This is a genomic window from uncultured Shimia sp., from assembly GCF_947498095.1.
Classification (GTDB): Bacteria; Pseudomonadota; Alphaproteobacteria; order Rhodobacterales; family Rhodobacteraceae; genus Shimia.
In genome coordinates this window covers 46,164-69,948 of sequence record NZ_CANMJE010000013.1, presented here as the reverse complement: position 1 = coordinate 69,948, position 23,785 = coordinate 46,164, and the positions used below count along the sequence as shown (strand labels likewise).

20 protein-coding genes and 1 pseudogene are annotated in these 23,785 nt (G+C 53.1%); 8 read left to right on the top strand and 13 right to left on the bottom strand.

Translation table 11 applies throughout. The annotated features are described in order from the left end of the window. Window positions 1–545: 545 nt before the first annotated feature. Both Q0932_RS17575 and Q0932_RS17570 read right to left on the bottom strand, forming a co-directional pair. Window positions 546–1,037 (bottom strand): LptA/OstA family protein, encoded by a 492-nt coding sequence (locus Q0932_RS17575; protein ID WP_299356038.1) that lies wholly within the window; start codon window positions 1,035–1,037, stop codon window positions 546–548. Window positions 1,038–1,290: 253 nt separating this feature from the next. Continuing rightward, window positions 1,291–1,799, bottom strand: a pseudogene (locus Q0932_RS17570) (integrase core domain-containing protein); the annotation flags it as partial. A gap of 638 nt (window positions 1,800–2,437) precedes the next feature. Between Q0932_RS17570 and Q0932_RS17565 the strand changes: the two are divergent. The 6 genes from Q0932_RS17565 to Q0932_RS17540 are packed head-to-tail and all read left to right on the top strand — an operon-like array spanning window position 2,438 to window position 8,620. Beyond that, the gene (locus Q0932_RS17565; protein ID WP_299356036.1) at window positions 2,438–3,415 is read left to right on the top strand and encodes a MoxR family ATPase; all 978 of its coding nucleotides are present in this window, start codon (window positions 2,438–2,440) and stop codon (window positions 3,413–3,415) included. Window positions 3,416–3,425: 10 nt separating this feature from the next. Further along, window positions 3,426–4,370 (top strand): DUF58 domain-containing protein, encoded by a 945-nt coding sequence (locus Q0932_RS17560; protein WP_299356034.1) that lies wholly within the window; start codon window positions 3,426–3,428, stop codon window positions 4,368–4,370. Continuing rightward, entirely contained in the window at window positions 4,370–4,855 is a 486-nt protein-coding gene (locus Q0932_RS17555) for a DUF4381 domain-containing protein (protein WP_299356032.1), read from the top strand. Before Q0932_RS17560 ends, Q0932_RS17555 begins: the two co-directional genes overlap by 1 nt. Continuing rightward, window positions 4,852–5,838, top strand: a complete 987-nt coding sequence (locus tag Q0932_RS17550; RefSeq protein ID WP_299356031.1) for a VWA domain-containing protein — start codon at window positions 4,852–4,854, stop codon at window positions 5,836–5,838. Before Q0932_RS17555 ends, Q0932_RS17550 begins: the two co-directional genes overlap by 4 nt. Further along, window positions 5,751–7,382, top strand: a complete 1,632-nt coding sequence (locus tag Q0932_RS17545) for a VWA domain-containing protein (protein ID WP_299356029.1) — start codon at window positions 5,751–5,753, stop codon at window positions 7,380–7,382. Before Q0932_RS17550 ends, Q0932_RS17545 begins: the two co-directional genes overlap by 88 nt. Beyond that, on the top strand, window positions 7,379–8,620 hold the full coding sequence (locus tag Q0932_RS17540; protein ID WP_299356027.1) for a hypothetical protein: 1,242 nt from the start codon (window positions 7,379–7,381) through the stop codon (window positions 8,618–8,620). Before Q0932_RS17545 ends, Q0932_RS17540 begins: the two co-directional genes overlap by 4 nt. An 831-nt stretch (window positions 8,621–9,451) precedes the next feature. Here Q0932_RS17540 and Q0932_RS17535 read toward each other — a convergent pair. From Q0932_RS17535 to Q0932_RS17500, 8 genes are all read right to left on the bottom strand, one after another. Continuing rightward, window positions 9,452–9,739 carry a hypothetical protein gene (locus tag Q0932_RS17535; protein ID WP_299356025.1) on the bottom strand — a complete coding sequence of 96 codons (288 nt, stop codon included), beginning with the start codon at window positions 9,737–9,739 and terminating at the stop codon, window positions 9,452–9,454. 230 nt (window positions 9,740–9,969) lie between these two features. After that, window positions 9,970–10,449 (bottom strand): hypothetical protein, encoded by a 480-nt coding sequence (locus tag Q0932_RS17530; RefSeq protein WP_299356023.1) that lies wholly within the window; start codon window positions 10,447–10,449, stop codon window positions 9,970–9,972. 43 nt (window positions 10,450–10,492) lie between these two features. Then, window positions 10,493–11,497, bottom strand: coding sequence for an AraC family transcriptional regulator (locus Q0932_RS17525; RefSeq protein WP_299356022.1), 1,005 nt, complete (start codon window positions 11,495–11,497; stop codon window positions 10,493–10,495). Window positions 11,498–11,688: 191 nt separating this feature from the next. After that, window positions 11,689–11,937 carry a hypothetical protein gene (locus Q0932_RS17520; RefSeq protein WP_299356012.1) on the bottom strand — a complete coding sequence of 83 codons (249 nt, stop codon included), beginning with the start codon at window positions 11,935–11,937 and terminating at the stop codon, window positions 11,689–11,691. A gap of 204 nt (window positions 11,938–12,141) precedes the next feature. Continuing rightward, window positions 12,142–12,768, bottom strand: a complete 627-nt coding sequence (locus Q0932_RS17515) for a hypothetical protein (protein WP_299356020.1) — start codon at window positions 12,766–12,768, stop codon at window positions 12,142–12,144. A 216-nt stretch (window positions 12,769–12,984) separates the two neighbouring features. Continuing rightward, window positions 12,985–13,233 (bottom strand): hypothetical protein, encoded by a 249-nt coding sequence (locus Q0932_RS17510; protein ID WP_299356018.1) that lies wholly within the window; start codon window positions 13,231–13,233, stop codon window positions 12,985–12,987. A gap of 187 nt (window positions 13,234–13,420) precedes the next feature. After that, window positions 13,421–16,549 (bottom strand): efflux RND transporter permease subunit, encoded by a 3,129-nt coding sequence (locus tag Q0932_RS17505; RefSeq protein WP_299356016.1) that lies wholly within the window; start codon window positions 16,547–16,549, stop codon window positions 13,421–13,423. Window positions 16,550–16,588: 39 nt separating this feature from the next. Next, window positions 16,589–17,719, bottom strand: coding sequence for an efflux RND transporter periplasmic adaptor subunit (locus Q0932_RS17500; RefSeq protein ID WP_299356014.1), 1,131 nt, complete (start codon window positions 17,717–17,719; stop codon window positions 16,589–16,591). A 197-nt stretch (window positions 17,720–17,916) separates the two neighbouring features. Here Q0932_RS17500 and Q0932_RS17495 point away from each other — a divergent pair, with 197 nt between their 5' ends. After that, window positions 17,917–18,165, top strand: a complete 249-nt coding sequence (locus Q0932_RS17495; RefSeq protein WP_299356012.1) for a hypothetical protein — start codon at window positions 17,917–17,919, stop codon at window positions 18,163–18,165. 232 nt (window positions 18,166–18,397) lie between these two features. On the opposite strand, the gene Q0932_RS17490 is transcribed toward Q0932_RS17495, so the two are convergent. Further along, window positions 18,398–19,900, bottom strand: a complete 1,503-nt coding sequence (locus Q0932_RS17490; RefSeq protein WP_299356010.1) for a DUF1254 domain-containing protein — start codon at window positions 19,898–19,900, stop codon at window positions 18,398–18,400. 20 nt (window positions 19,901–19,920) lie between these two features. Beyond that, complete coding sequence (locus tag Q0932_RS17485) at window positions 19,921–21,408, bottom strand: DUF1214 domain-containing protein (protein WP_299356009.1); 1,488 nt, start codon at window positions 21,406–21,408, stop codon at window positions 19,921–19,923. Window positions 21,409–21,557: 149 nt separating this feature from the next. Here Q0932_RS17485 and Q0932_RS17480 point away from each other — a divergent pair, with 149 nt between their 5' ends. Further along, complete coding sequence (locus Q0932_RS17480; RefSeq protein WP_299356008.1) at window positions 21,558–22,517, top strand: AraC family transcriptional regulator; 960 nt, start codon at window positions 21,558–21,560, stop codon at window positions 22,515–22,517. A gap of 334 nt (window positions 22,518–22,851) precedes the next feature. Here Q0932_RS17480 and Q0932_RS17475 read toward each other — a convergent pair whose 3' ends face one another. After that, complete coding sequence (locus tag Q0932_RS17475) at window positions 22,852–23,778, bottom strand: carbohydrate kinase (protein ID WP_299356006.1); 927 nt, start codon at window positions 23,776–23,778, stop codon at window positions 22,852–22,854. Window positions 23,779–23,785 lie beyond the last annotated feature (7 nt).

The window sequence follows — 23,785 nt, the reverse complement described above, 5'->3', positions numbered from 1 at the left end:
CAGTCGCTTGTTTGCCATTCTTAGTCCTCCGTTTCCTAACCTTAACGGTGGACCCATTCAGATGGGGAGGCTCACCCTGAACCACGGTGTTCTCAAACTTTCTTGTAATCTGGTCACCAGAAAAAATCTCAACAATTGTTCGACCAGCATTTTCAATGATAGTACTTACAAGTGGCTCAACTTCTTGTTTAGGTACATTTTGGCAATTTCGTTCTAAGTTCTCTCTAATCCGTTTCGGAAACCCGGTAATCGGAGACACAATCCAAGTAATGAAGCAGCCAAAAGTAACACCTATTTACTTGTAATGTATCAACTTCAAAGAAAATAGGACTAGACGAACTAAAGGAAAAGAACCTTGATCAACCAGATATAACTTGAAAGTTTGCATTTTTTACCTCGACGCAGCTGTCCACAAATACGGTCAAGGCACAGTAACTTCAGCATTGCGCCCAGCCTATCATTCTCCGGCCACTATGCCTTCTACAGCAGTTCACGAAACAAAAAAAGGCGGGGGTATTCGCGTCAGCAGCAATGGCCAAACCCTATCACTTTTGCTCAATTCTTACACGCCCCTCTAACTGTGCAACACTTGAATGGGGAAACGCTTTCAAATAGTCAGTGAAGATATGGTTTGTTTCTTGAGATATAACCACATCGCCTTCCATTATTATGACGCCTTTTAACGCGTCGTAATTTGTAGTGTTGGCTTCGGCAGTGTCTTGATCCATCGTGATTTTGGCTCTTTCGTTGGCAATAACTCTTACGATTAGCTTTGTTTCTTCGTCATAAAAAACTTCGATGCTCGGTCCGGAAATCTTCAAACCACCTTGTACAATAACTACATTCCCTTGGAAAACTGCGGTGCCCAACTCTTGATTTAAAACCAAATTGTCTGAGGTCGCCTCAATCGGTAACGATGTATCATGATTGCCAGATCCAAATGTAACTTGGGATGCCTGTGCAAAGAGTGCATTCGAAAGTGAAAACAATGCTACCAGAGCTAGCCCCCCCGTTTCGAAGTTTGTATTGATTTGCATGGTTCGCTCACTTTCCTCTTTTTGGGAATTCCCAAAACATTTTCTATCAACTGCGCTTATCTCGCAAGAAATCTCCTAATACACAGTATCTGAAAGTGAATATTCAAGACCTTCACTGAAAATTGCCTTTCTCTGATACTGATAAACTAGCTGCTTGTCGCACTTCAATACTCCCTTACTTGTCCGTCGTTGGATTTTTTTAACCAAGGGCGGCCTAAACTAAGTGAGAGTTCGGTTCATTTGGTTGGTATGATTATGCGGTGTGCTGGCTGTGATGCAGGCGTCGCGTTTCGAGTGTCTTTCGTTTGATCCTTTCCCTTTGTTTTAGAATGGCTTTGTCTCTTCCGAAGTAGACGTATGATGGCGTGACGTTGTTCAGGCTCTTGTGGTAGCGCTGATGGTTGTAGTGATCGACGAAGGCTTCGATTTTGGCTTCGAGATCCCCTGCAGGAAATAGTTTTCCAGCAGGATGCGGTTCTTAAAGGTTTGGTGCCAGCGTTCAATTTTACCTGGGGTTTGGGGATGAAAAGGTGCGCCGCGAGAATGCTTCATGCCCTTGTCTTGTAGCTATTTTGCCAAGTCGCCTGAGACGTAGCTGGACCCATTATCACTGAGCAGTCTTGGCTTGTGGACGACGTGAGCCTGATCACAGACAGATGCCTGCAAGGCCAGATCGAGGGTGTCTGTCACATCCTCAGCCCGCATATTAGTGCAAAGCTTCCACGAGATAATGTAGCGGCTGTAATCGCCCAAGATTGTGCTGCCTGGCAGATACACACCATAGACGGCGCGTAGCTACAAGATAGGGACAGAGCTTGGTAAAGATGTTTGAGACCGAAAGTCAGGCGATGAAAGAAGCCTTACTACTATCAAAAACTCAAAGGCAACGAGGGTATCGATCGTTTTGGACAGTCGGGGCCTTCCACAAAAACGATCGCAATTGGTGGGAGCTTCACTTATGACAAATTTTGCTTTTCAATACGCTAAATGATGACCTGTGCATTCTCGCAATCTGCTTCACAATAAGCTTGCTCAAGAAAAATGTGCAGATCAAGATGTGGTATGGTTCACAGTTCGCTATTGACCCCGCCAAGGTTTTCTTTCGCCGAATTGGATGGGTCGAAACTCCAAAATCCCGTTTTTTCGATAAACAAACCATCGCTCGCAGTATACAAGTCGAAGTCTAAAAATGAGAGAATAAGCGAGCGATTCATCTGAAATGAACTGAATGCAGGCAATCGGTATCTCTCCATAGCAATTTGGGAATTCCAAGGCTTGATAAACTCGAATCTGTCCTTGTTGAGTGAGTAAGCTATGTTTAGCAATTAGAAGTCATCGGCGGCTTTGAAAAAAAATTACAAAAATTCCGTGTTTTCTGCGCATTTTGAAGGGTTTGAAACGTGACCGCACTTGAAAAAATTACCGCTCTGCAAGAGCGAATGGGGCAAAGTATTATCGGCCAACGAGACGTGATCGAGCGTTTGGTCATCGGTCTTCTGGCCAATGGAAACCTTTTGATCGAAGGTTTGCCAGGTTTGGCCAAGACACGAGCCGTCAAAGCTATGTCCAAGAACCTAGAGGCCGATTTCTCCAGAATTCAGTTCACGCCTGATTTGCTACCGTCGGATGTCACAGGGACCGAAGTTTATCATCAGACTGCAGAAGGCGCCGAGTTTCGGTTCGAGGCCGGGCCGATTTTTGCCAACATCGTTCTCGCCGATGAGATCAACCGCGCACCAGCCAAGGTGCAGGCTGCCTTACTTGAGGCAATGGAAGAACGGCAAGTTACGGTGGCGGGAACCACACATAAGATGCCGCCATTGTTCATCGTCATGGCAACGCAGAACCCCATCGAACAAGAAGGCACCTATCCGTTGCCTGAGGCGCAGATGGATCGCTTTTTGATGCATGTCCAAGTGCTGTATCCGCCGGTTGAAGACGAAGTTGAAGTGATCCGGCTGGTTCGGGGAGAAGAGCACGCCACCAATACTGGGGCCAAGTCCGAACGCCCATCCGCAATTCCGCAAGATGCGGTGTTCGAAGCTCGCGCCGAGATTGGGCAGATCACCGTGTCGAGTGCGATGGATCGCTATATGGCTGATCTTGTGCAGGCCACTCGAACGCCCGGGATCCTTTCGAAAGATCTGGCGCGGTGGATTGAGATTGGCGCCTCGCCTCGTGGGTCCCTGGCGCTGGACAAATGCTCGCGCGCGCATGCTTGGCTCAGAGGGCGGGACTATGTGGATCCTGTAGATGTACGTGCCATTATGCATGATGTTTTCCGGCACCGTATTGCACTGTCATTCGAAGCACAGGGTGAAGGTCTGACTCCAGACCGGGTGATCGATGAGATCGCGGCCCTGGTGGCGCTGCCTTAAGGCGCGTGCAATGGCCGAAACTCCAGACATACGTGACCGCCGAATTCACACAGATCTGGCGCATTTGCGAAGCCTAGCCCAGGCAGCGCGCGCCTTGTCTTTCCTTCCGCGTCAACCGGCCCGTTCGGCTTTGAATGGGCGGCATGCATCGCGATTGCGGGGCAGGGGGCTTAATTTCGAAGAACTGCGCAACTACCAGGTCGGAGACGATCCACGGACCATCGACTGGAAAGTCACGGCGCGCACGGGCGAACCCTATGTACGCGTTTACACCGAAGAACGAGACCGTCCAGCCCTGTTGGTTGTAGATCAGCGTCTCAGCATGTTCTTTGGCACAAAGCTCAACATGAAGTCGGTGACTGCTGCCGAGGCCGCGGCCCTCGCGGCATTCCGCATTCGCGCTCAGGGTGACAGGGTCGGCGGGATTGTGTTTTCTGATCAGGCGGTTGCCGAACTGCGCCCCAAGGCTTCGGCGGCGGCGCTCAACCGCCTTGTTTCGACCATTGCCGAAGCGAACTGCGCCCTAAATGTCGATCTGGACGTTGAGCCGTCGATGCCGCTGAACACGCCGCTTGAAAAAGCGTCGCGGATTGCGACAACGGGCAATCTGATCCTTGTGTTTTCGGATTTTGCGGAGACGGACGATCGAACCGAAATGCTGGTACGTCGCATGGCCCAACACAACGATGTGATCCTGTTTCCTGTGACCGACCTCGTTGCAACGCAATTGCCTAGTGCGGCCCGGCTGGTGGTGTCGGATGGGCAACTGCAGGCTGAACTAGATTTGCGCGACGGTACGGTATCTGCGCGGATAGAAGAGGTTGTTGGCGCACGTGTCGCGCGGGCCATCGGTTGGGCGCAGAAATATGGAATCCCCGTCTTGCCCCTGACGACCGCGCGCGAAACCCTGCCTCAACTCAGGGAACTACTGGGCCTTGGCAGAGGCGCTGGTTGATGGCTGATCTTCCCGATACCACAGGTCTGAACCTTGTCGAACTTCTGGATCTCTTGCGTCCGATTCCTGAACCCGAGCCGATTTCAATGGTTCCGGAAACTCAGGGCTGGCTTTGGCTCGCGCTGATACTGAGTTTGGTCCTGATGTGGGTGGTTCGACGCGTGATGCACAACAGAAAGGCAAATGCCTATCGCCGCAGTGCATTGGCTGAACTTGAGGGTGCGAAAGGAGACCCGGCACTCGTGGCAGCGATATTGCGACGTGCAGCGCTCGTGGCTTACCCCCGCCGCCAAGTCGTTTCGCTGACCGGCCAAGATTGGCTGCGCTTTCTTGACGAAACCTGCGAGGGCGTGAGCTTTTCGACCCCCGGCAGTGCTCTTTTGACGGTGTCACCGTATCGAGACGACGGACAGCGGGTCGATGCCGCCTTGCTGAAACAATGCCAGATTTGGATCCGGAAACATCGAAAGGAGAGCAAGCGGTGACTTATGCGTTTGCTTTCCCTTGGGCTTTTTTGTTGTTGCCTGCTCCGTGGCTTGTTTGGAAGTTTGCGCGCCCCCATCGCGAGCGCAGCACCGCGCTCCGTATCCCTTTTTTCCGGCAGGTGGCCGAAGCGGCGGGGCAAGAGCCCCAAGTCGGCTCTGTTGTGCTGGAACGCAAGAAACTCCAAATGTGGGTGGCGGTGATATGCTGGTGCTTGTTGGTCTTGGGTCTCGCGCGCCCTGAACAACTCGGCCAATTGACCACGATTGAAAAAGCTGCACGCGATATGGTGCTTGCAGTGGATATCTCTGGGTCAATGGATGCCCACGACATGAGAGACGCGCAAGGCGCTCCGCAGCAGCGGTTGCAGGTGGTCAAAGATGTGGTCGGTGATTTTATTGAGGCACGCCAAGGTGATCGAGTGGCTCTTATAGTCTTTGGCACCCGTGCCTTCGTGCAGACACCCTTTACAGAAGACCTTGCCTCTGTTCGCGACCTTTTGGAAAACACGAATGTTGGTATGGCGGGTCCGGACACCGCTATAGGGGATGCCATCGGCCTATCCATCCGCACGTTCGAAACTTCGGAAGTGGATCAAAGGTTGCTGGTCCTCTTGTCTGATGGCGCGGACACTTCGAGCCGAATGTCACCCGTGAACGCAGCCGAGATTGCTGCGCAAGAGGGAGTGATGATCTTTACTGTTGGTGTCGGTGACCCGAAGGGCAGTGGCGATGACCGAGTGGACATGGTGGCGCTGGAAGACATTGCCACCCGTGCTGGTGGGGCGTTCTACTATGCCTCAGACGGCGACGGGCTAAACGCGATCTATGACGAGATTGAGCGCCTGAACCCACGTGTAATTGAAACCGTCAGTTTCCAACCCAAACGTCCCTTGGCGTGGATCGCCTTTGCGGTGGCGATGGTGTTGGGGACGGCGACATTGGGCTGGCTGGTCCTGTCGACCCGGTCAACGGGGCGCAGGTGATGGATAGTTTTCTCGACGCCCTTGCGGCACTGCATCTATTGCGCCCGATGTGGCTGCTGGCGATTCTACCCATTTTTGTCCTGTGGTGGCTTGTGCGACGCGGAAGAAAAACCGCCGAAGTTCTTCCCGAAAGTATCGCTCCGCATCTGGCCAAAGCACTGACTGTCGGCAAAACCGGAACACGCCGTTTTGGTCCCATTGATGGCGTCGCGTTGTTTCTTGGTTTGATGGTGCTGGCGGCTTCGGGGCCAACCTGGAACCGTGTGCCGAACCCGCTCCTCAGCCAAACGGCACCAATGGTCGTCGTGCTCGAGGTCAGTCGATCCATGGAAGCGCCGGACCTGCAACCCAGTCGGCTTGAGCGGGCGCGGTTCAAGATCCTCGACCTCGTGGAAAAACGCGCTGGTGCTCGGACTGCGTTGATTGCTTATGGCGGGACTGCGCATCGGGTCGCCCCACTGACCGAAGATCCCAATATCCTGCGCGCCATGCTTGAAGCGTTAAGCCCCGCAGTCATGCCAGTTCAAGGCGAGGACGCAACAAAGGCGCTGGAAATGGCCCGCGCGGAACTGGCGAAATCTCAGACCCCGGGTGCCATTTTGTTCGTTCTGGATAATTTGAGTGAGGCCGATGCCGTCGCCTTTGCAGCGGCAGAAGACTCAGACGAAGACCTCCCTGTGATCTTCCTTTTGGCCGCACCGGAAGGCAGTCCACGCGGGGCACTCGACACGCTGTCATCGAGTGCTGTCATTCAACTCAGCGCCGATGATAGCGACCTCAAGGCTATCAACCGCGAAGCAGCCTCGGCCTACCGTGCAGCATTGCTTGGCGACGAACGGTTGGATTGGGATGATCGAGGCTGGATGTTGGCGTGGTTAGCACTCCCGCTTTTATTGATGTGGTTCCGAAGGGGCTGGACGATGCGTTGGGCGCTTGCGCTGTTTTTGGTAAGTGGATCGGTGCTGCCAAGTGGTGCACGAGCAGACGTTGTCGACTGGTTTTTCACACCGGATCAGCAAGGCATGATTGCGGTGAGGGACAAGGAGTATGCCCGGGCGGCACTGCTGTTTCAGGACACCACGTGGCGCGGATACACGCTTTTCAAGTCAGGCCAATATGCCGAGGCTGCCGACTTCTTCTCGCGCATTGATACTGCTGAGGCGGCTTTCGCCGAGGGATTGGCACGCACTCGCAACCGTGAATATCGCCCGGCCATCGCAGCCTATGAACGTGCTATTGCGCTAGACCCAAACTTTGAAGATGCGGAATGGAACCTTTCTTTAACCCGCGTCATCCTCGAGTATGTCGAAACCGCTCGCGAAGAAAGCGACACCGGAGAAGAGGCAGGTATTGGGGCTGACGACGTGGTGTTCGACAATGAGGCGCAGCGCGGGGCGGATACAGATACCGATTTTGAAGAGCAGGAAGACGCCTTGCCGACCATGCAAACCACAGAACAATGGATGCGTTCTGTGGATACAGACATGGGTGATTTCCTACGGCAACGCTTCCTTCAGGAGAATGCAACCGGGGTACAAGAGTGATGCGCTGGGTTCTGATCTTCATAACGCTTTTTCTGTCGGGTCCAGTACTGGCCCAAAGCCCTGAGGTTATGGTTAAGACTGAACTTTCGGCTGAGACTGCCACCGTTGGACAACCTTTGGTCTTGCGCATTACCGTACTTGTGCCGACATGGATGCCTGAGCCGCCCCGCTTTCCCTCACTTGAGATGCCAAATGTGATTGTGCGACTGCCGTCGCGCGCGTCTTCTCCGGTCAGTGAGCGCGTTAACGGAGAAACCTGGTCCGGGGTCAGCCGAGCCTATCGCCTCTACCCAATGATCCCCGGTGCCTTCTCTTTGCCCCCTCAACCTGTCGGGATCACCTATGCTGCTCCGGACAGCCTTTCGCCTGTAACGGTCGAGATGGCGCTGGAACCTATCGTGTTTACTGCGGAGGTGCCTGATGCTGCCAAGGGATTGAACCCGCTGATTTTGGCTGAGGGTTTTTCACTTTCCCAAGAACTAGAAGGCGCAGAAAGTCCTTTGAAACAAGGGGATGCGGTGACGCGCACTGTATCCGCCAAAATCAGCGGTACCTCTGCCCTTTTCATCCCGCTGCTGACCCCAGAGATGACTGGCGAGGCAGCACGTGCTTACACCAAAGATCCGGTCGTCAATGAAGCCGAGGACCGGGGTGTTCTCTCGGGTAGCCGACAGGAAACCGTTACATATGTAGCGCAGTACGGAGGCACCCTAGAGCTGCCAGAGGTGTCGTTGGAGTGGTACAACACTAAAACCGAGAGCGTCGAAGTCGCGACATTGGAGGGGTATACGTTCAGCGTTGACGCGCCTCCGCCGTCGCAAGACCCTGCTTTTAGCCGCCGCCAAGTGATTGGTCTAACTGGCGTCGTTGTGGCAGTGCTTTTGGCTTTGTTCGCTGTCACTCGATACTTGGTGCCACCTATCAAGCGTCGATTGAGAAAGAATCGGTTGATTTGGGAGAACAGCGAGGCTTACGCCGCCAAACAAGTCCAGCGTGCAATCGGTAGCCACGATCTTTCCAAAGTGTATCGCGCCCTTGCCCTTTGGTCCGCTAAATGCCCCGGTCAGATTGGGCGCGATCTCGAAGGGGCCTTGGCCATGGTCGGCGCTTCATTTTTCCGAGAGGCGCATGAGGCGTCGGATGGCTGGGCGGCGCTTTCTGCGACTTTTCAGGAAGACCGGGATCGTCGATTGAAGGCAACGACGCTGTCTGACCTTTCGCCGCTAAACCCACCGTAATGCAATTCGCTTTTGGGTTTGGGGAGGTTCACGAGACCCTCTACGATCTAGTCAAATTTTGCCAATTTTCACTTCCTTTCTTTTTGAGTTGTATGGCTGATTTGGCAGAGAGAACTTGTCTCATTAAGTGAAGCTTGAGATAAACACAGTCGGAAGCTTTATGGCTACGCCCCAAGTCACTTTACCACACTAAATCGGTGAGGCGACTGTCCATTCGTAAGGCACGAGCTTGAACCATCGGTGTGTAAATTTCAGGTGCAGTTAAAGCTGCATTCGTCTTTCTCTTTCCCAAACGAGAAAGGCAGTTCCTGGAAACAGTTCGGAATTTCATACATTTCACTGCCAAAAAACAGCATCTCTGTAAACATTTAGGGTGATGTGGATTAGTGATGGAGTGCAAATGTGATTGCCAAAACGAAGTAGGAAAAGAAAGATAAATTGCGAGTCGTTTTTGCCCGACCTGCAAGTTCGTGCAGATAATTCAGTGGCTTTGAAGGGACCGAGCACTCCAACAAGAAGGGATTTCTGCCAAGAAGGTATTCGGATGAATTTCTGAGGTTCGCAGGCTTGTCATTGACCCCAATTGGCTTGGCAGCGTTTCTAGGGACAAGAAGTTCGCGGAAGCTGGTTCAGACCACAACACACCAAGTTCGGCTTCCGCGCGCCTGGTTTCCCAGGTTAATGACAACACATCGAGTGTCGCCATGGTCTCCAGCACATATTCCCGCGTGAGCGGTATGCTGAGATGGTTGTTCGGAACCGTCCTGTCGCCAACGGTGTGACTTGTCTGATACTTGGAGACAGAACTGAGGTGCCGAATACTAATTCGATTTAGCCGTTCATGTTGCGCTCTTGGCGTTCGGCCTGTTTGCAGTTGCGTTTGTCGGCGCCGATACCATGACCTTGGCGGCAGGTTTGGCGATCGTCCCGGCGATCCTTGCGGTCATAGCGGCGGTCTTCGCGACGATCCTGACGGCGATCCATACCTACGGTTTGTGCGACTTCATAGCTTTCAAACTGCGGTGCTGCTGGCCCGTTTCCGGCGTCTGCGAAAGAGGCTGCACCCATTGTCAGGGCGGTTGCGACGAGTGCAGTGGTTTTTGTGAAGTTGGTGAACATGGTGTGTGTCCTAAGATGTGTGTTTCTGATGACACCAATATGCGGACTTTCGACGGTCAAAACTCGTTGGGTTGGGACGTGGATGTGTGAGTTTGAGACAACAATGGCGACGACGAGTTGCTCGTCTCGAAGGGAACATGCCAACAAGTGCGCTTCTGTTTGAAAATGGCAAAAAAGCTAGTTGGAGATGGCCGCTTTTCTTAAAGAATCAAAATGCAAAGGGAATAGAGTTAGAAACGAAACCCTAGGCTGACACCAAGCACATAGACCGTTTCGCCATCCACAAAGTCCACGTTCAGTTCTGGTTTCAGCGCATATCCGTCGAGTTCAAATTCATAACCCAAACCAACGCGAAAAAGCGCCTTTTCGTGACTGCTGGTCACTTCCACGCCGGGCATCAAAGTACCCTGCCAACCTCCGTGACCCAAATTGAAAACGAAAGGAACACCAAGCCCCCAATGATCCAATGCGCCACCCGTGTATTCTGCCAGAACACCCGCGGAGACCGTGTGATTGAATGCATATCGATAAGATGCGCCTAGTGAGCCAGCCTGTTCGGTCGAGCCGTGGTGATCCGCTGAAGTGGCGCCAAGGAAAATCTCGACAATATGTGGCCCGTGTGCCGCTTCGTTTGCAGTTGAGATGGTTGGGCACATAAAGGTCGCAGCGCTTAACAGGCTTATGGTAGCGGTTCTTGTAATGCGGCTCATAGTGCGACTCCGTGCGTGCAAGCGGTGTACATTGAAATGCGTTTCAATGACCTTGAATAGACTTTTGAAACTTCCGAGGGCTCTGTCCTGCCCAGCGGCTAAACGCTGTGGAGAAAGCTGCATGATCTGCATAGCCAAGCATGAAGGCGATCTCTGAGATACTCAGACCATCCTTTAGATAAGTTTTAGCTATGTCAAACCTGAGCCCATCGACGATTTCGCGAAACCCGGTTCCTTCGGTCGTCAAATGGCGTGTGAGGGTGCGGCGGCTCATCGCCATTTTGTCTGCGACTTCGTCTGCAGAAAGGATCCGCCCGGGCAGTTGTTTTATCAGGTGCTTTTCGACCTGGGCGCGGTAGCTGTCGCGATGGGTACCATGCGCCGCCATCATGTTGGCACCAAGTTCAGAAAGATAGTCAACGAGGCCCGGATCATAGTGCGCCATCGGAAGATCTAACGTTGACGGACCAAAAACAATTCCCGTGAAATCGGAGGCAAACTCAACCCGGCACCCAGCCAGCTTTTCAAATGGTTTCTGGTGATCGCCAATTTCGTGTTGCAGGCAGAGCCTTTCGGGGAAGAAATCAACGCCGGCAAGAACCCTCAGACGGGCAAGTAGCCCAAAGACAAGAAACTCTTGAAACCGATGGTGGCGCAGCAGTGCGCCGTTGTTGCTCTCTATTTTCATTACATCTGCGTTGGATGTGCGGGTGAGCTGAAAATTGGTTTCGGGGTCAGCAAGAGCGTAGAAGCGTGCCGAGTTTTCGATCGCGTTGCCGAGTGTTTTTGAACTCTTGGCAATGTAGCCAGTCAATGTCTGGGCTTGCCGAAACGTTGACCCGACGCGTGCCGCAAAACTGATGTCGTTCGCTGCCTTGCAAGCTTCTCGCAGCAGCTGAGCCTCTTGCAGAGTGGTGACGTCTGCCCCCGCACGTTGTTTCGGGTTCACCCCAACGCGGCGGAGGAGCTGTCCCATTTTGGCGTCACCCAATTCATCGGCAATCTCACTACAAACATGAAGAAATCGCTCGTTTTTCTTTTGTTGCATGAAGCGACACCTCTTGAATGGATCTAAGCAGTCATGGCCTTGGTAGATCCGACAGTGATGGCAGGCTTGTGAGTTTGAAACAACAGTTTTAGTGCGCGCTTACTCCGCCCCATCAATCGCCCGAAACGCATGACGCCGAATGAACTGTGTTCATCCGGCGTTGGAAATGAGGACGGGGTTTTGAGGACGCGTTATCCGTTGCGGCTGTTCTGTTTGCAGTCGCGCTTGTCTTTGCCGACCAAGCCGTTCGCACCGCGGCAATCCTGGCGATCATCACGCCGATCCTGGCGGCGGTCCATGCCGCGCGTATCGGCAACATCGTAGCTTGTGCTGGCGCTCGCAACTGGTGCGTCCATGGTTGAGAATGTTGCGGTTGAGGCAGTGGCCATCGAGGCGGTCAGGGCTACGGCGAGGGCGGCGAATGTGGTTTTGGTGAACATGGTGTTTTTCCTTTGGTGTGTGTTTGTGTGTGTTTCTGATGACACCAATATGCAGGCTGACCGGCGATAAAACTCGTCAAGTCGAGACGAGGATGTGTGAGTTTGGGACAATTCAAAAAGAACCATTCCAGGGCACGGGGGTGTTTCAAACAACAAGAGCGGCCCATGAAGGCCGCTCTTTCCACATTTTGGGTTCACTGGGGGTTACGCGGCCTGCGCTGAGTGTGCCAGTGACAGGCCCCCTTGGTTCTGGCAATTGCCAAGAGTTTCAGCAGTGCCCTTTCCAAAGAATGTTAGCATTTCCAGAGCCTTGTGCGGGCGAATGTTCAAAGGTTCTACGTCGCTTGGGTTAAAGATTGCCGTAACGCCGGTGCGAGGGCTTGGCGTGTTGGGCAGGAATACGACGACATCGCCTGTTTCGGTCCGTTCGACCTCAAAGCCAATCTGAGCAATACCGTTGTGCCGCGCTAACACAGTTTTAAATCCGTTCATTGATGTTTCGTGATTAAGGGCTCCGCCTACGATGCCTTTCAGCACCGAATACCCGGGAACTTTCCCTTCCAACTGTTGGTCGATCCGGTCTGCCTGGGCGGCGACGATTGGAAGATACGCGATGAGGCCCACAAGAAAAACGCCAGCGATCAAGGCCATTACCATCATCGCGTCGAGAGCTAAAATGCCCGCAGCACTCTCGATCTCAAGTTTAGCAGCCAAGGGTTCTGCAAGCTTGCGAAGCTTTGCAAAGACCTTGCTGAGTGCAAATCCAAGGACGCCGACAGGGATGAGAAGAAAGACGCCGGTGACAAGTGTTTTTGAGATGAAAGCTTTCATGGTGTGTCTCGTTTGGTTGAGTTGCGTGTGTCTGTTGTGAAGTAAACATGCGTTGCGTTCACGCGAACATCCCGTGCGACTGGGTCAGTGATGTGTGAAATTGAGACAAGTGGTCGGTTGTGGTTTACGGCAGCAATATGAGGACCCGAAACGCATGACGCCGAATGAACTGTGTTCATCCGGCGTTGGAAATGAGGGCGGGGTTTTGAGGACGCGTTATCCGTTGCGGTTGTCCTGTTTGCAGTCGCGCTTGTCGTGACCTGCGGCGCCTTCGGATTGGCGGCAATCCTGGCGATCATCACGACGATCTTGGCGGTTGTCCATGCCGCGCGTGTCGGCAACGTCGTAGCTTGTGCTCGTGCTTGCGACCGGCGCGTCCATGCCGGACATTGGAGCGGTTGAGGCGGTGGCCATCGAGGCGGTCAGGGCGACGGCGAGGGCGGCGAATGTGGTTTTAGTGAACATGGTGTTTTTCCTTTGGTGTGTGTTTGTCTGTTTCTGATGACACCAATATGCGGGTTGCCCATCGCCAAAACTCGTCTAGACGGGACGCTCATGTGTGAGTTTGGGACAATTGTGCGATCGCACGAAAAAGGCGGTGCAGCCCTGAATTGAGCGCACCGCCATGCCGTAGACTAAACCTACGTTAAATTCAGGCAGGCAATTCGCCGGCTGGCTTCCAGCCAAACCTTTCACGCAGCCCCTGGAACACCATGAACAACATCGGGGCGATCAGTAACCCGATTGTCGCTGCCGCCAACATGCCGAACAACACAGGAATGCCCACAGCACCCATGGCGCCTGAACCTGGGCCGTGTGCTTCGACCAGCGGAACAAGACCCATGATAAACGCAAGGCTGGTCATCATGATCGGGCGGAACCGCATGCGTGCGCCCTCGACCGTCGCTTCTTTCAAGGGCATCCCTGAGTTTCGCTTTTCCAGACAGAAAGAGTACATGATGATGGCGTTTTTGGCTGCCAATGCGATCAACACGACCATTCCGATTTGCGTGTAAAGATCAAAGGCCAGACCGCCGTATTTGACGCTCAGCACGGCACCCAGAATGGCCACAGAAACTGTCAACAAAACCGCGATTGGGATCATCGTGCTTTCATAAAGTGCCACGAGAAACAGATAGGCAAACAGAAACGCCAGGCCAATGACCAGAGCCGTTTTACCAGCGGCCTCTTTTTGCTGCAAAGCAAGGCCGCTCCATTCAAAGGCAAATCCGTCCGGCAATGCCTCTGCCGAGATTGCCTCCATGGCGTCCATGGCTTCTCCCATCCCGAACCCAAGGGCCGGGCTGCCGTTCAGCGAAACGGCCCGATAGTTGTTGTAGCGTGTCAGGGTTCTTGGGCCTGCCGTCAAACCGGCGTCTGCAAATGCGTGAACGGGTATCAGCTCTCCTGACGCGCTTCGCACACGCACATTCAAGAGATCCTCAATTTCCGATCGGTACTCGGTGTCGCCTTGGATCTTGACCTGCCAGTTGCGCCCAAAACGATTAAAGTCGTTTATGTAGGCTCCTCCTAGGCGGGCCTGAAGGGTCGCGTAGATGTCAGGCAGCGACACGCCTAACCGAGCAGCTTCAGAGCGATCAATATCTAGTTTGACTTGTGGCGTAGCCGCGTCGAAACCGCTGAATACCATCGCGATGCTGTCAGCGCTCATCCCCGCGATAGACAGGGCTTTTGAGACTGCCGCCATCTCTTCAGGCTCCTGGCCAGTCAGACCTTCAAGGACATAATCAAAACCCCCAGTTGCACCCATGCCGGATATTGCTGGGGGTGTAACAACAAGAAACGTCGCATCTGGAATTGCGTTAAGTTCCCCTCTAAGCCGCGCGACTGTCGCGTTGGCGGACAAGTCATGATGTCCTTCGCGATCGTGGTAATCCTTCATTTTGGTGAACAATACGCCTGCGTTCGAGGCCGCTCCACCGCCTATCAAATCCAAACCGTCGATACGCAATACCGTCCTGACCGCCGGGTCGTCGCGTACGATATGCTCGGCCCTGTTGCTAAGCTCTTTGGTGCGCGCCATCGACGCTCCGGCGGGCAGCTGGTAGGCCACCATAATAGAGCCTTTGTCCTCACTTGGCACAAAGCCGCTTGGGATGGTCTCGATTGTTTTTGCTGCCAACCAGCCAAATCCAACGACCGCGACGAGAGACAGGATCGACAGCGACAACAATCGTTTGGTTATGGCTCCATAGCCACGGGCGACAGCGTCAATTCCGTGCGAAATCTTTTGCATGATCCATGGCAGTTTTCCGTGTTTCATCAATCGTGAAGACAACGCCGGGGACAACGACAGTGCGTTGATCATCGACAAGAGCATTGCTGCCGAGATCGTAATCGCAAATTCTCGGTAGAGGACACCAGATGACCCAGGCAAAGTGGCTACAGGGACAAAGACTGCCAAAAGGACCAGCGTCGTTCCCAATATTGGTGCAAAGATATCACCCATTGCCTCAGACGTTGCTTGTTTGATGCTCAGGTTCGGTTTGTCGTGCATCACTCGCTCGACATTTTCGACAACAATAATCGCGTCATCTACCACGATGCCAATCGCCAGTATCAAAGCCAGCAAAGAGATCGTGTTAGCGGAATAGCCCATAAAGTACAAAACTGCGATTGTTCCAATCACCGAGACCGGAACAGCCAAGAGTGGGATCAGTGTGGCGCGTGCGCTACCTAAAAACAGGTACACAATCACCGTGACAAGAACGAGTGCTTCGGCAAATGTCTTGAGCACTTTCTTAATCATAACGTTTACAAATTCGGCGTTGTTTTGCACTTCCACATAGCTCATCCCGTCCGGGAAACGCTTGGCCAGATGTTCCAATTTGGAAGTGACAGCGGTGGCGGTGTTTACCGCATTGGCTCCGGGAGAAAGATAGATGCCGACAGCGGCCGTAGGACCACCATCCAGCAATGCAACTCCATCAAATTCACCGCCGATCTCAACGCGCGCCACATCGCCAAGTTTGACTTCGCCGCCATTGGGATCAACCGTAAGGTAGATGTCTTCAAATTCTGCCGGTGACAGCAAAAGCCCCGGCGTGACGACGGTCAATTGCAAGGCCTGGTCAGGTTTTGTCGGGGCAGACCCGATTGTTCCGGCGGGACCAATGATGTTCTGGCTTTTGACCGCATTGACGATGTCGCCTTCGGTCAGGCCAAGACTGGCAAGTCGCGCCGGGTTTTCGACCCAAATGCGCATCGCATAAGGGGCCGCACCAAAAGACACCGCATCACCGACACCGTTTATGCGCTTCATTTCGTCGATGACATTCAGGTTAAGGTAATTCGCCAAATAGAGGCTGTCAGCTTCTGGATTTGTCGACTGAAACGCGATGATCTGGACTAGATCTGGAGATCTGGTTCTAACTGAAATGCCTTGTTGACGGGCTTCTGCCGGTAGCAAAGGCTCTGCGGCTTGTACGCGGTTTTTGACATCAACGGCCGCCAAATCAACATCGGTTCCGATCTCAAAGCTAACCGTCAGGGCATAAAGACCGCCATCGTTCGAGCTGGATTTCATATAAACCATGCCCTTTGTGCCGTTGACCTCATTTTCAATTGGCTGGGCAACGACCTGTTCCAGCGTCCTTGCAGAGGCGCCGGGGTACTTCACGGTCACTACGACTGTGGGTGGTGCAATGGCCGGATATTGAGAAACCGGAATGATCTGCCATCCAATGACGCCCAGCAGAACAAACAGAGTAGAAATGACAAAAGCCAGTCGGGGGCGGTTAATGAAAATATCAAAAAACATGTTGTTGGCTCCTCAGGTGAACTTGGACGAAGCCAGATTTCACTCTTTTTCCGCGTTTTCCGCGGGTGTGACGGGCTGTCCAATGCGGGCCTTGGCATGCCCGGCAACAATTACCCGGGCGCCTTCGTCTAGACCCGCCAGAATTTCCATACGTTGACCAAATTCACGGCCAAGACTCGGGCGAGCAATTTCGACAACATTGTCAGAGTCGACGACCAAAACATATGTGCCAATCTGGTCCAACAAGAAGGCAGTCTTGGGTACGGTCAGCGTGGAGCTTGCGTTGCGTTCGGATACGACCACTTCGACTGACTGTTGATCAATCAGCAAATAGTCCGGGTTTGCCACAACGCCTCGCAGTACAATACTGTTGGTCGACGAGTCCGCGACCGGAGCCGCAAAGTCGATATCCGCCGTATGGGGAAAAGTGCTGTTGTCGGGTAGGACCAATGATACTTTGAGATCAGCAAGCTTGCGGCCTTCTTGCAGATACGAAGTGTAAAGCCCGAGTGGCACCAAAAAGCCGACTTTGATGGGATTGGAAGAAACAACGGTCACCAAAGGTCCAGTATTTGGGCCAACCAATGCACCGACGCTGATGTGCCCAATGCTCATCCGCCCGTCCAATGGCGCGTTGATTGTTGTGCGATCCAGTTGAATTTTTGCAAGTTTCAGTGCGACTTCTGACGCGGTCACATTTGCTTTGGTTTGGTCATAACGTGCCGTGGCCAGTTGCAGTTCTGACTGAGTACCAGTGCCCTTGTCAAAAAGCTGCTTTTTGCGATCCCACTCTATGCGCTTCAATTCCGCGGCTGCCTTGGCGGCTTCAAGCGCTGCTTTAGCGGCGGCTACTGCTGCCTCATATTCGGCCGGGTCAATTGTATAAAGCAAATCACCTTCGGATACGGGCCAGCCTTCGTCAAAGTGAATGCCCGTCACGATCCCGCTTACTTGGGCGACGATGTCGACCTTGGATGAGGCCACCACGCGGCCGGGAAAGGTGTTGCTCCCGGTCTGGGCTCTGGGTTTCAGTGTCTCAACCAAAACACCTGGTGGAGCGGCTTCTTGAGCAAGAGCAGGTCCAAACGCTCCGGCGCACGCGATGAAGCAAGTAATTTGCAGCGCCCGTTGAATTGGTTTTGCAACACGCAAAATGGTTACTGGCTTCATGTCCCACCCCTGTCTTTTTGACTTTACCAAAGGATAACGCATTTTTTTGAATTGTCTCATTTAACTTGGTAACGAAAACTCTTGCCTTGTCCCAAACTCACACATCCTCGTCTCGACCTGACGAGTTTTATCGCCGGTCAGCCTGCATATTGGTGTCATCAGAAACACACACAAACACACACCAAAGGAAAAACACCATGTTCACCAAAACCACATTCGCCGCCCTCGCCGTAGCCCTGACCGCCTCGATGGCCACTGCCTCAACCGCAACATTCTCAACCATGGACGCACCAGTTGCGAGCGCCAGCACAAGCTACGATGTTGCCGATACGCGCGGCATGGACCGCCGCCAGGATCGGCGTGATGATCGCCAGGATTGCCGCGGTGCGAACGGCTTGGTCGGCAAAGACAAGCGCGACTGCAAACAGAACAGCCGCAACGGATAACGCGTCCTCAAAACCCCGCCCTCATTTCCAACGCCGGATGAACACAGTTCATTCGGCGTCATGCGTTTCGGGCGATTGATGAGGCAGTTCGCTTCAGAGATAGGACCTCGCTGTTCGGCGCGAAAAGTTTCGCAAAAGAAGGATCAAACAATCACCAAGTTTCAATCGCTGCCATGATGAAACCTGTACTTAGTGGCACAAGCTCAAGGCACACATTGCGTTCTCCAAATCCCTACTCAACCAGTTCGAAATCTCCAGGTTTCCAGCTCTTGTCGAACCAAGGCTCCAAAGGACCATAGAGGCGCATCATCACGTTGAAACTCTTTCCAGGCATGGTTTGTGCCCAGTTGCTCTCCTGACCCTCAGGAGCTTGCGGACCAAGATAGATTGTGTAGCTGCCATCATCATTGGATTTGATCCCAGGACGATTTGAATCGATGCCTCCAGACCTTTGATCGGTTTCAAGGATCGAGCGAGTTTGGCCGCTGTAAAGCATGAAGGACCAGAAATTTTTCGCCGGAACTGGAGCCGGAAGAGTGACTTTATAGGTCTTGGATCCATCCAGGTACGCACCATCCTTATCCCGAGCGGTCATGGCATAGACCGAGCCCGACCCAACAGGTGGGGCCGTCATAGCTGGTGTGATCCCCGTTGCCATGTAAAAGAAGTAGGTGCGGTCGTCCAGAATGCGGGCACCATCTTGCAAGAACTGGTAGCTCTGCCTTTGAAAAGGCGAATTCCACTGGCGATCTTCGTAAAAGAAGACACCGGGATCACGGGATGCATAGGTGATCGAACGGGCCGTGGCGTTTGCAATGGCCGCAGCCTCTTTTAAGATGCCTTTCATACGGGCATCGGGTTCAAAAGGCTCTCCTTTGTGAATGCCAAGCGACGCGAAAGTACCCACGATCTCGGGCGCAAAGGCCCCTACAGGATTGTTGTTCAGGGCAACGTGGATTTCCTCGTAGAAGTCTTCATTGTTGGCATGCACGGTGTTGTACTTTGCACCCGACACGTCGAGGAAGGTTTCCTCGGGCGGATTTTCTGACTCGCTCAGGGAATAGACGTTTAACCCGGCTTTGATCTCGGCCACCGGACCTTGTGTATCTCCACCTTCGCCGGGTGAGCGGCGCAACAACAACCAGTGTTCATAGGTTTTGGTGCGCAGCTCGAAGTATCCCTCTGGCACAGGCGTTTCGTCATCATTGTGCAACAACAGGAATTTGCCGCCCTTGCCCTTGTCCGCCCCCAAAGCTCCGATATCCGCGACATAGTCAAATGCGGCATCGTCCAAGAGACCCAAAAGGCCGGGGGGAACCTGAATGACCATCGGCCCTTCGGAGATATCAACGTTGGCCCCGATATAGATGGTCGTCGTATTGGGGGTCAGCCAGATCGAGCGCGCATCCATCAAGGTCTCGGTAATCACGATTTCATTCGGTTTGGCGCCAATCTCTTCATAGCCCTGAAACATCCCGCGTAGCGAGGCGATGTTCATGCCATCCAGAAAGGCACTTGTCGCCCGCATCAGATCGAGGTTGTCGAAGGCCTTTTGGGTGGTCTCGGCCGAGGGCATCCCATCGAAAAACTCTAGTTTCCCGAGGGTTTCGGTCTCGACCACATCCGGTGTCAGAACATTATCGGGAACGTCCGCTGCAAATTCCTGAGCAGTGGCACCACTCACGAAAACGCCCGCCGCCAAAACTGTCCCAGTCAGCAAGTTTGATAGTTTCATCGGGGTTTTCCTTGTGCCGCTCATTTCACTTTTTCCATGTCAGGCAGGATCCAGCCGCTTTGCAGCCAGCCCTCTTCAGGGCCATAGAGCCGGAATAGAAGGAAGTAGCTTTCGGGGGTGGGAATCCAGTTGCTTTCCATCCCAGCCGGGGCTTTAGGGCCAAAATAGATGTCGTATGATCCGTCCTCGTTCACCTGCATGTCAGCTGCATCGCGTGATGACAGGCCCACCCTGTCGACATTTCGAATGAAGCTCTTGGTCTCCATTGAGTAGACGATGACAGACCAAAAATCCTTGGCTGGCGTATCGGCAGGCACATTCAGTTTGTAGGTCTTGGTGTTGTCATACATCTCGCCGTCACTGTCGTTCAGGCCCGTGAGGTAGAACGTGCCGCCGCCAAGGTACTTCGGCAGGTAAGTTATCCAGAAATAGCTGCCGCCCGCACGGTCATCGACAAGAACTTCTGTCTCGGTTTCATAAGGGAAACCAGCCTCGGCCTGTCCTTCCGCGAAATCCCAGACAAGCCACTGGGTTTTCATGTCACCATTGGCATCTACCCAAAGTGGAACCGTCGCTTTACCTGGTTCCACGAAGTATCTCTGCATCTGGGCATATGCCAGAACCAGCCCTTCATCCATCGCGGCCAGTTGCTGTTCGGTTGGCTCAAAGGGCTTTCCCTTCTCGATCCCCAAGTCCTTCAGGAACGACACCATAACTTTGTCCTGAGGCCGTACCGGGTTGCCCTGCAGCCAATCATTCACGTCTTCAAAAAACGTGTGGTTGTAATACGGCAAGGAGTCGTACGGCTCCTCCGATGCTTCGAGATAGGTCGTTGGTGGCGGATTGTCGGCCTCGGAAAGGTAATAGACTTTTAGTTGTTGAGCATAGTCAGCTGCATCTGCGTCAGTCGCGCCATTATAAAGCCGCGGCCGGAACGCAAAGCCGTACTGATATGTATCGGTTTCGTAGACGAGATACCCATCGGCCTCGAGGTCTGCCTTGGATTTTGCACCCTCATATCCGGGCGGTAACAGCAGGTACTTCCCGCCTTCACCTTTGTCGGCTCCAGACGGGCCGACGTCTTCAATCGGAGTGTCCCATGCGTTCACGATTGTTCCGAAATAGCTTACCTTGTCCGTTGCAGCCGGAACTTCGACGACCAGTGGACCTGGCTCTGAGGTCATCGAACTCCAGGCATAGGCCGTCACGTCATTTGCCGTCAGAAACCCGTGTTTGGAGTCAAAGGGCTTGTTAAGATACACCACATCATTGATGTCGCCTCCCAAATCCCGCCGGATCCCTTTCAGGAAGTCAATCATGCCAGTCGCCGGCATCGCCCAGATGGCAGCCTGCGTCGCACGTTGAACCATAATCTGATATTCGATGTCTTCGACCTGCGCGGCGCGCGCCAGAATATCTCCGGTGTCATTGAAGGTTTGCGCTTGTATTGAGTACGCCGGCAGCGACAAAGCAAGTGTCAAAGTGATGTGCGAAAGTCCAAATCTCATAGTCAGTTCCCTTGGCCAATTCGTGAAAGGAAAGTTAAACTCTAGCCAAAAGATAACTCTAAGGCGTATCATTTCACGACAGATGACGTCTGGGATGCAGAATTTTAATGTCGCTACCTCCAATGATCTCAGCCAAAGCACTTGGAGCCATGCCCCAGTTCACGCGCGAAGCCGTTGGAGACAAAGCGTTGGACCGTGCTCTTCGTGAAGCTGGTTTGCCCTATGAGTTTGTCGAAGTCCAAGAGGGTTACATTCCAAAACTCGCGCTAGCGACATTCATTGGTGAAGTGGGGCGCGCATTTGGAGATGAGAGTATTGGTTTACTTTGGGCACCCCATTTGACCATTGCGGACTATGGTGCTTGGGGCGGGTATGTTTTGGGTGCTGTAACGCTTCAAGCTGCATTGGAACGGGCTCAGGAAGTGATGCCTTATCACTCATCTCATGACAGGACATTCTTCAGAGCTGACGGAAACCTCTTGGGTTATGAATACCGTTTTTCCCTAAAGAACCACTCGGCCTATCCAAGTATTGCCTTTTCCGCACTCGGAGCGGTTCTAAGTATTTTTTCTCACTATTTAGGACCTACGTGGCGGCCTAGCCAAATTCGCATAGACCTGCCGCGCACCAAGGCGCACGAACATGTTGAAACTATGTTTGGATGTCCGGTGTTATGGGAAAGCGACAGGCTTGAAATCATGTTCGAGCGACCCATCCTGGCTACCGCTGTTCGTAATCGCAACACCTCACCCGTAGTACTGGAAGACATCAAGCGAGAACGTTGTCATGGTGCTCCATCCAGTTTTGTCGAAGTTGTATCCCAGGTTTTAGAACTTCAAATCGCAACAAACGGGATCGCCCTTGAAACGGCGGCTCAACGTCTCGACCTGGGTCCTCGTGCCTTGCAAAGGCGACTCCAATCAGACGGTACGAATTTCCGGTCGCTGGCCAATCAAGTCAAAACCAAAAGGGCAATAGAGATGCTTCGTGAAGGATCTCTGTCAGTTCAAGATATTGCAATCGATCTCGGATATGAAAACGCTCAAAATTTCAGCCGAGCCTTTCGCAAAGGAACGGGAATGTCGCCCACTCAATTTGCGGCTCTTTAGCGGTTGAGAATTGTGAAAGTGTTGGGGCTTCATTTAGGGTTGAGCGCAAATCCATTGTGGCACTTCAGAGCCAGCTTGGGTCATGCTGACACAATCAACGGCGGTCATGAGTTCGATAGCCGTGAATGCAGCAAAAGACTGTGGAACTCGAGTTGGATGTTCTGTTTTGGATTGGCGTTGCGTATTTCCACAGCGGCTCTATGCCATCGTCGCAGGACACCAGAGGTCGGGTGCGTGATTGCACCAGATTATTTGTTCCAAGACACTTGATTCAATCTCAGAACCCGGACAACATCCTCTCTCTTTCGGGGCAAGCTTGGTCTTTTGGGATGTCTCAAAGCTCGTCGCGCCAAGGCGGATTGGCGCCGGCCCGACTGACATTGATTGCTGCGACTCGTGTTCCGAAACCGATCGCCTTTGTAAGAGCATCTTCCGACACAGAAGAAAGCACGGCCTTGTTGAGTAGGCCTGCCTCAGACAACCCTGCCAGCACACCTGCATTGAAAGTGTCTCCGGCGGCGACGGTGTCAACAACATCAACTTTCTGACTGGCAACAGATACGGATTGACCACTCGGCAACCAGGCCCGCGCTCCTGCGCTGCCGCGTGTCAGGATGACAATTGATGGTCCAAGCCTCTGTAAATGAGCGACTTTTTCTTCCAGAGAGTCTGCTGTTTGGATAATCCAGTTCAGGTCTTCGTCGGATACTTTTACAATGTCGGCCAGACTGAGCATCCTCTGCATACTATCGCGGAACCTTACTTCGTCTTCGATAAAGCTGGGGCGGATATTGGGATCCAATACCACGACACAATCGCGCGCATGCGCCTCGGCAAACTGCCTGTATGTTTCCGCACCGGGTTCGCATGCCAGACTGATACCGCCAAAGTAAAGGGCAGTAGTCTCCCCGATGTCTGTGGGCAACTCGCTGGGTGCGATCATCCGTCCAGCCGAGTTTTCGTCAAAGAACGAATAGGACGCGTGGCCATCTGACAATTTGACAAAAGCCAATGTGGTTGGGCGGTTCGATCGAATGACATTGGTGGTGTCAACGTTGCTGGCCCGCAAATCGGCCATAAGTTGATGTCCAAACATATCTGTCGAAATGCCGCTCAGCAGCCCTGTTCGACATCCCAACCGTCCCAGGCCAATTGCGGTATTGAATATGGCACCACCCGTCCGAGGCACGTAACCCTCTGTTCCACTAAGTGTGGGCTCAGGGATCATATCGATAAGTGCTTCACCGCAGCACAGGATCATGGGTTTT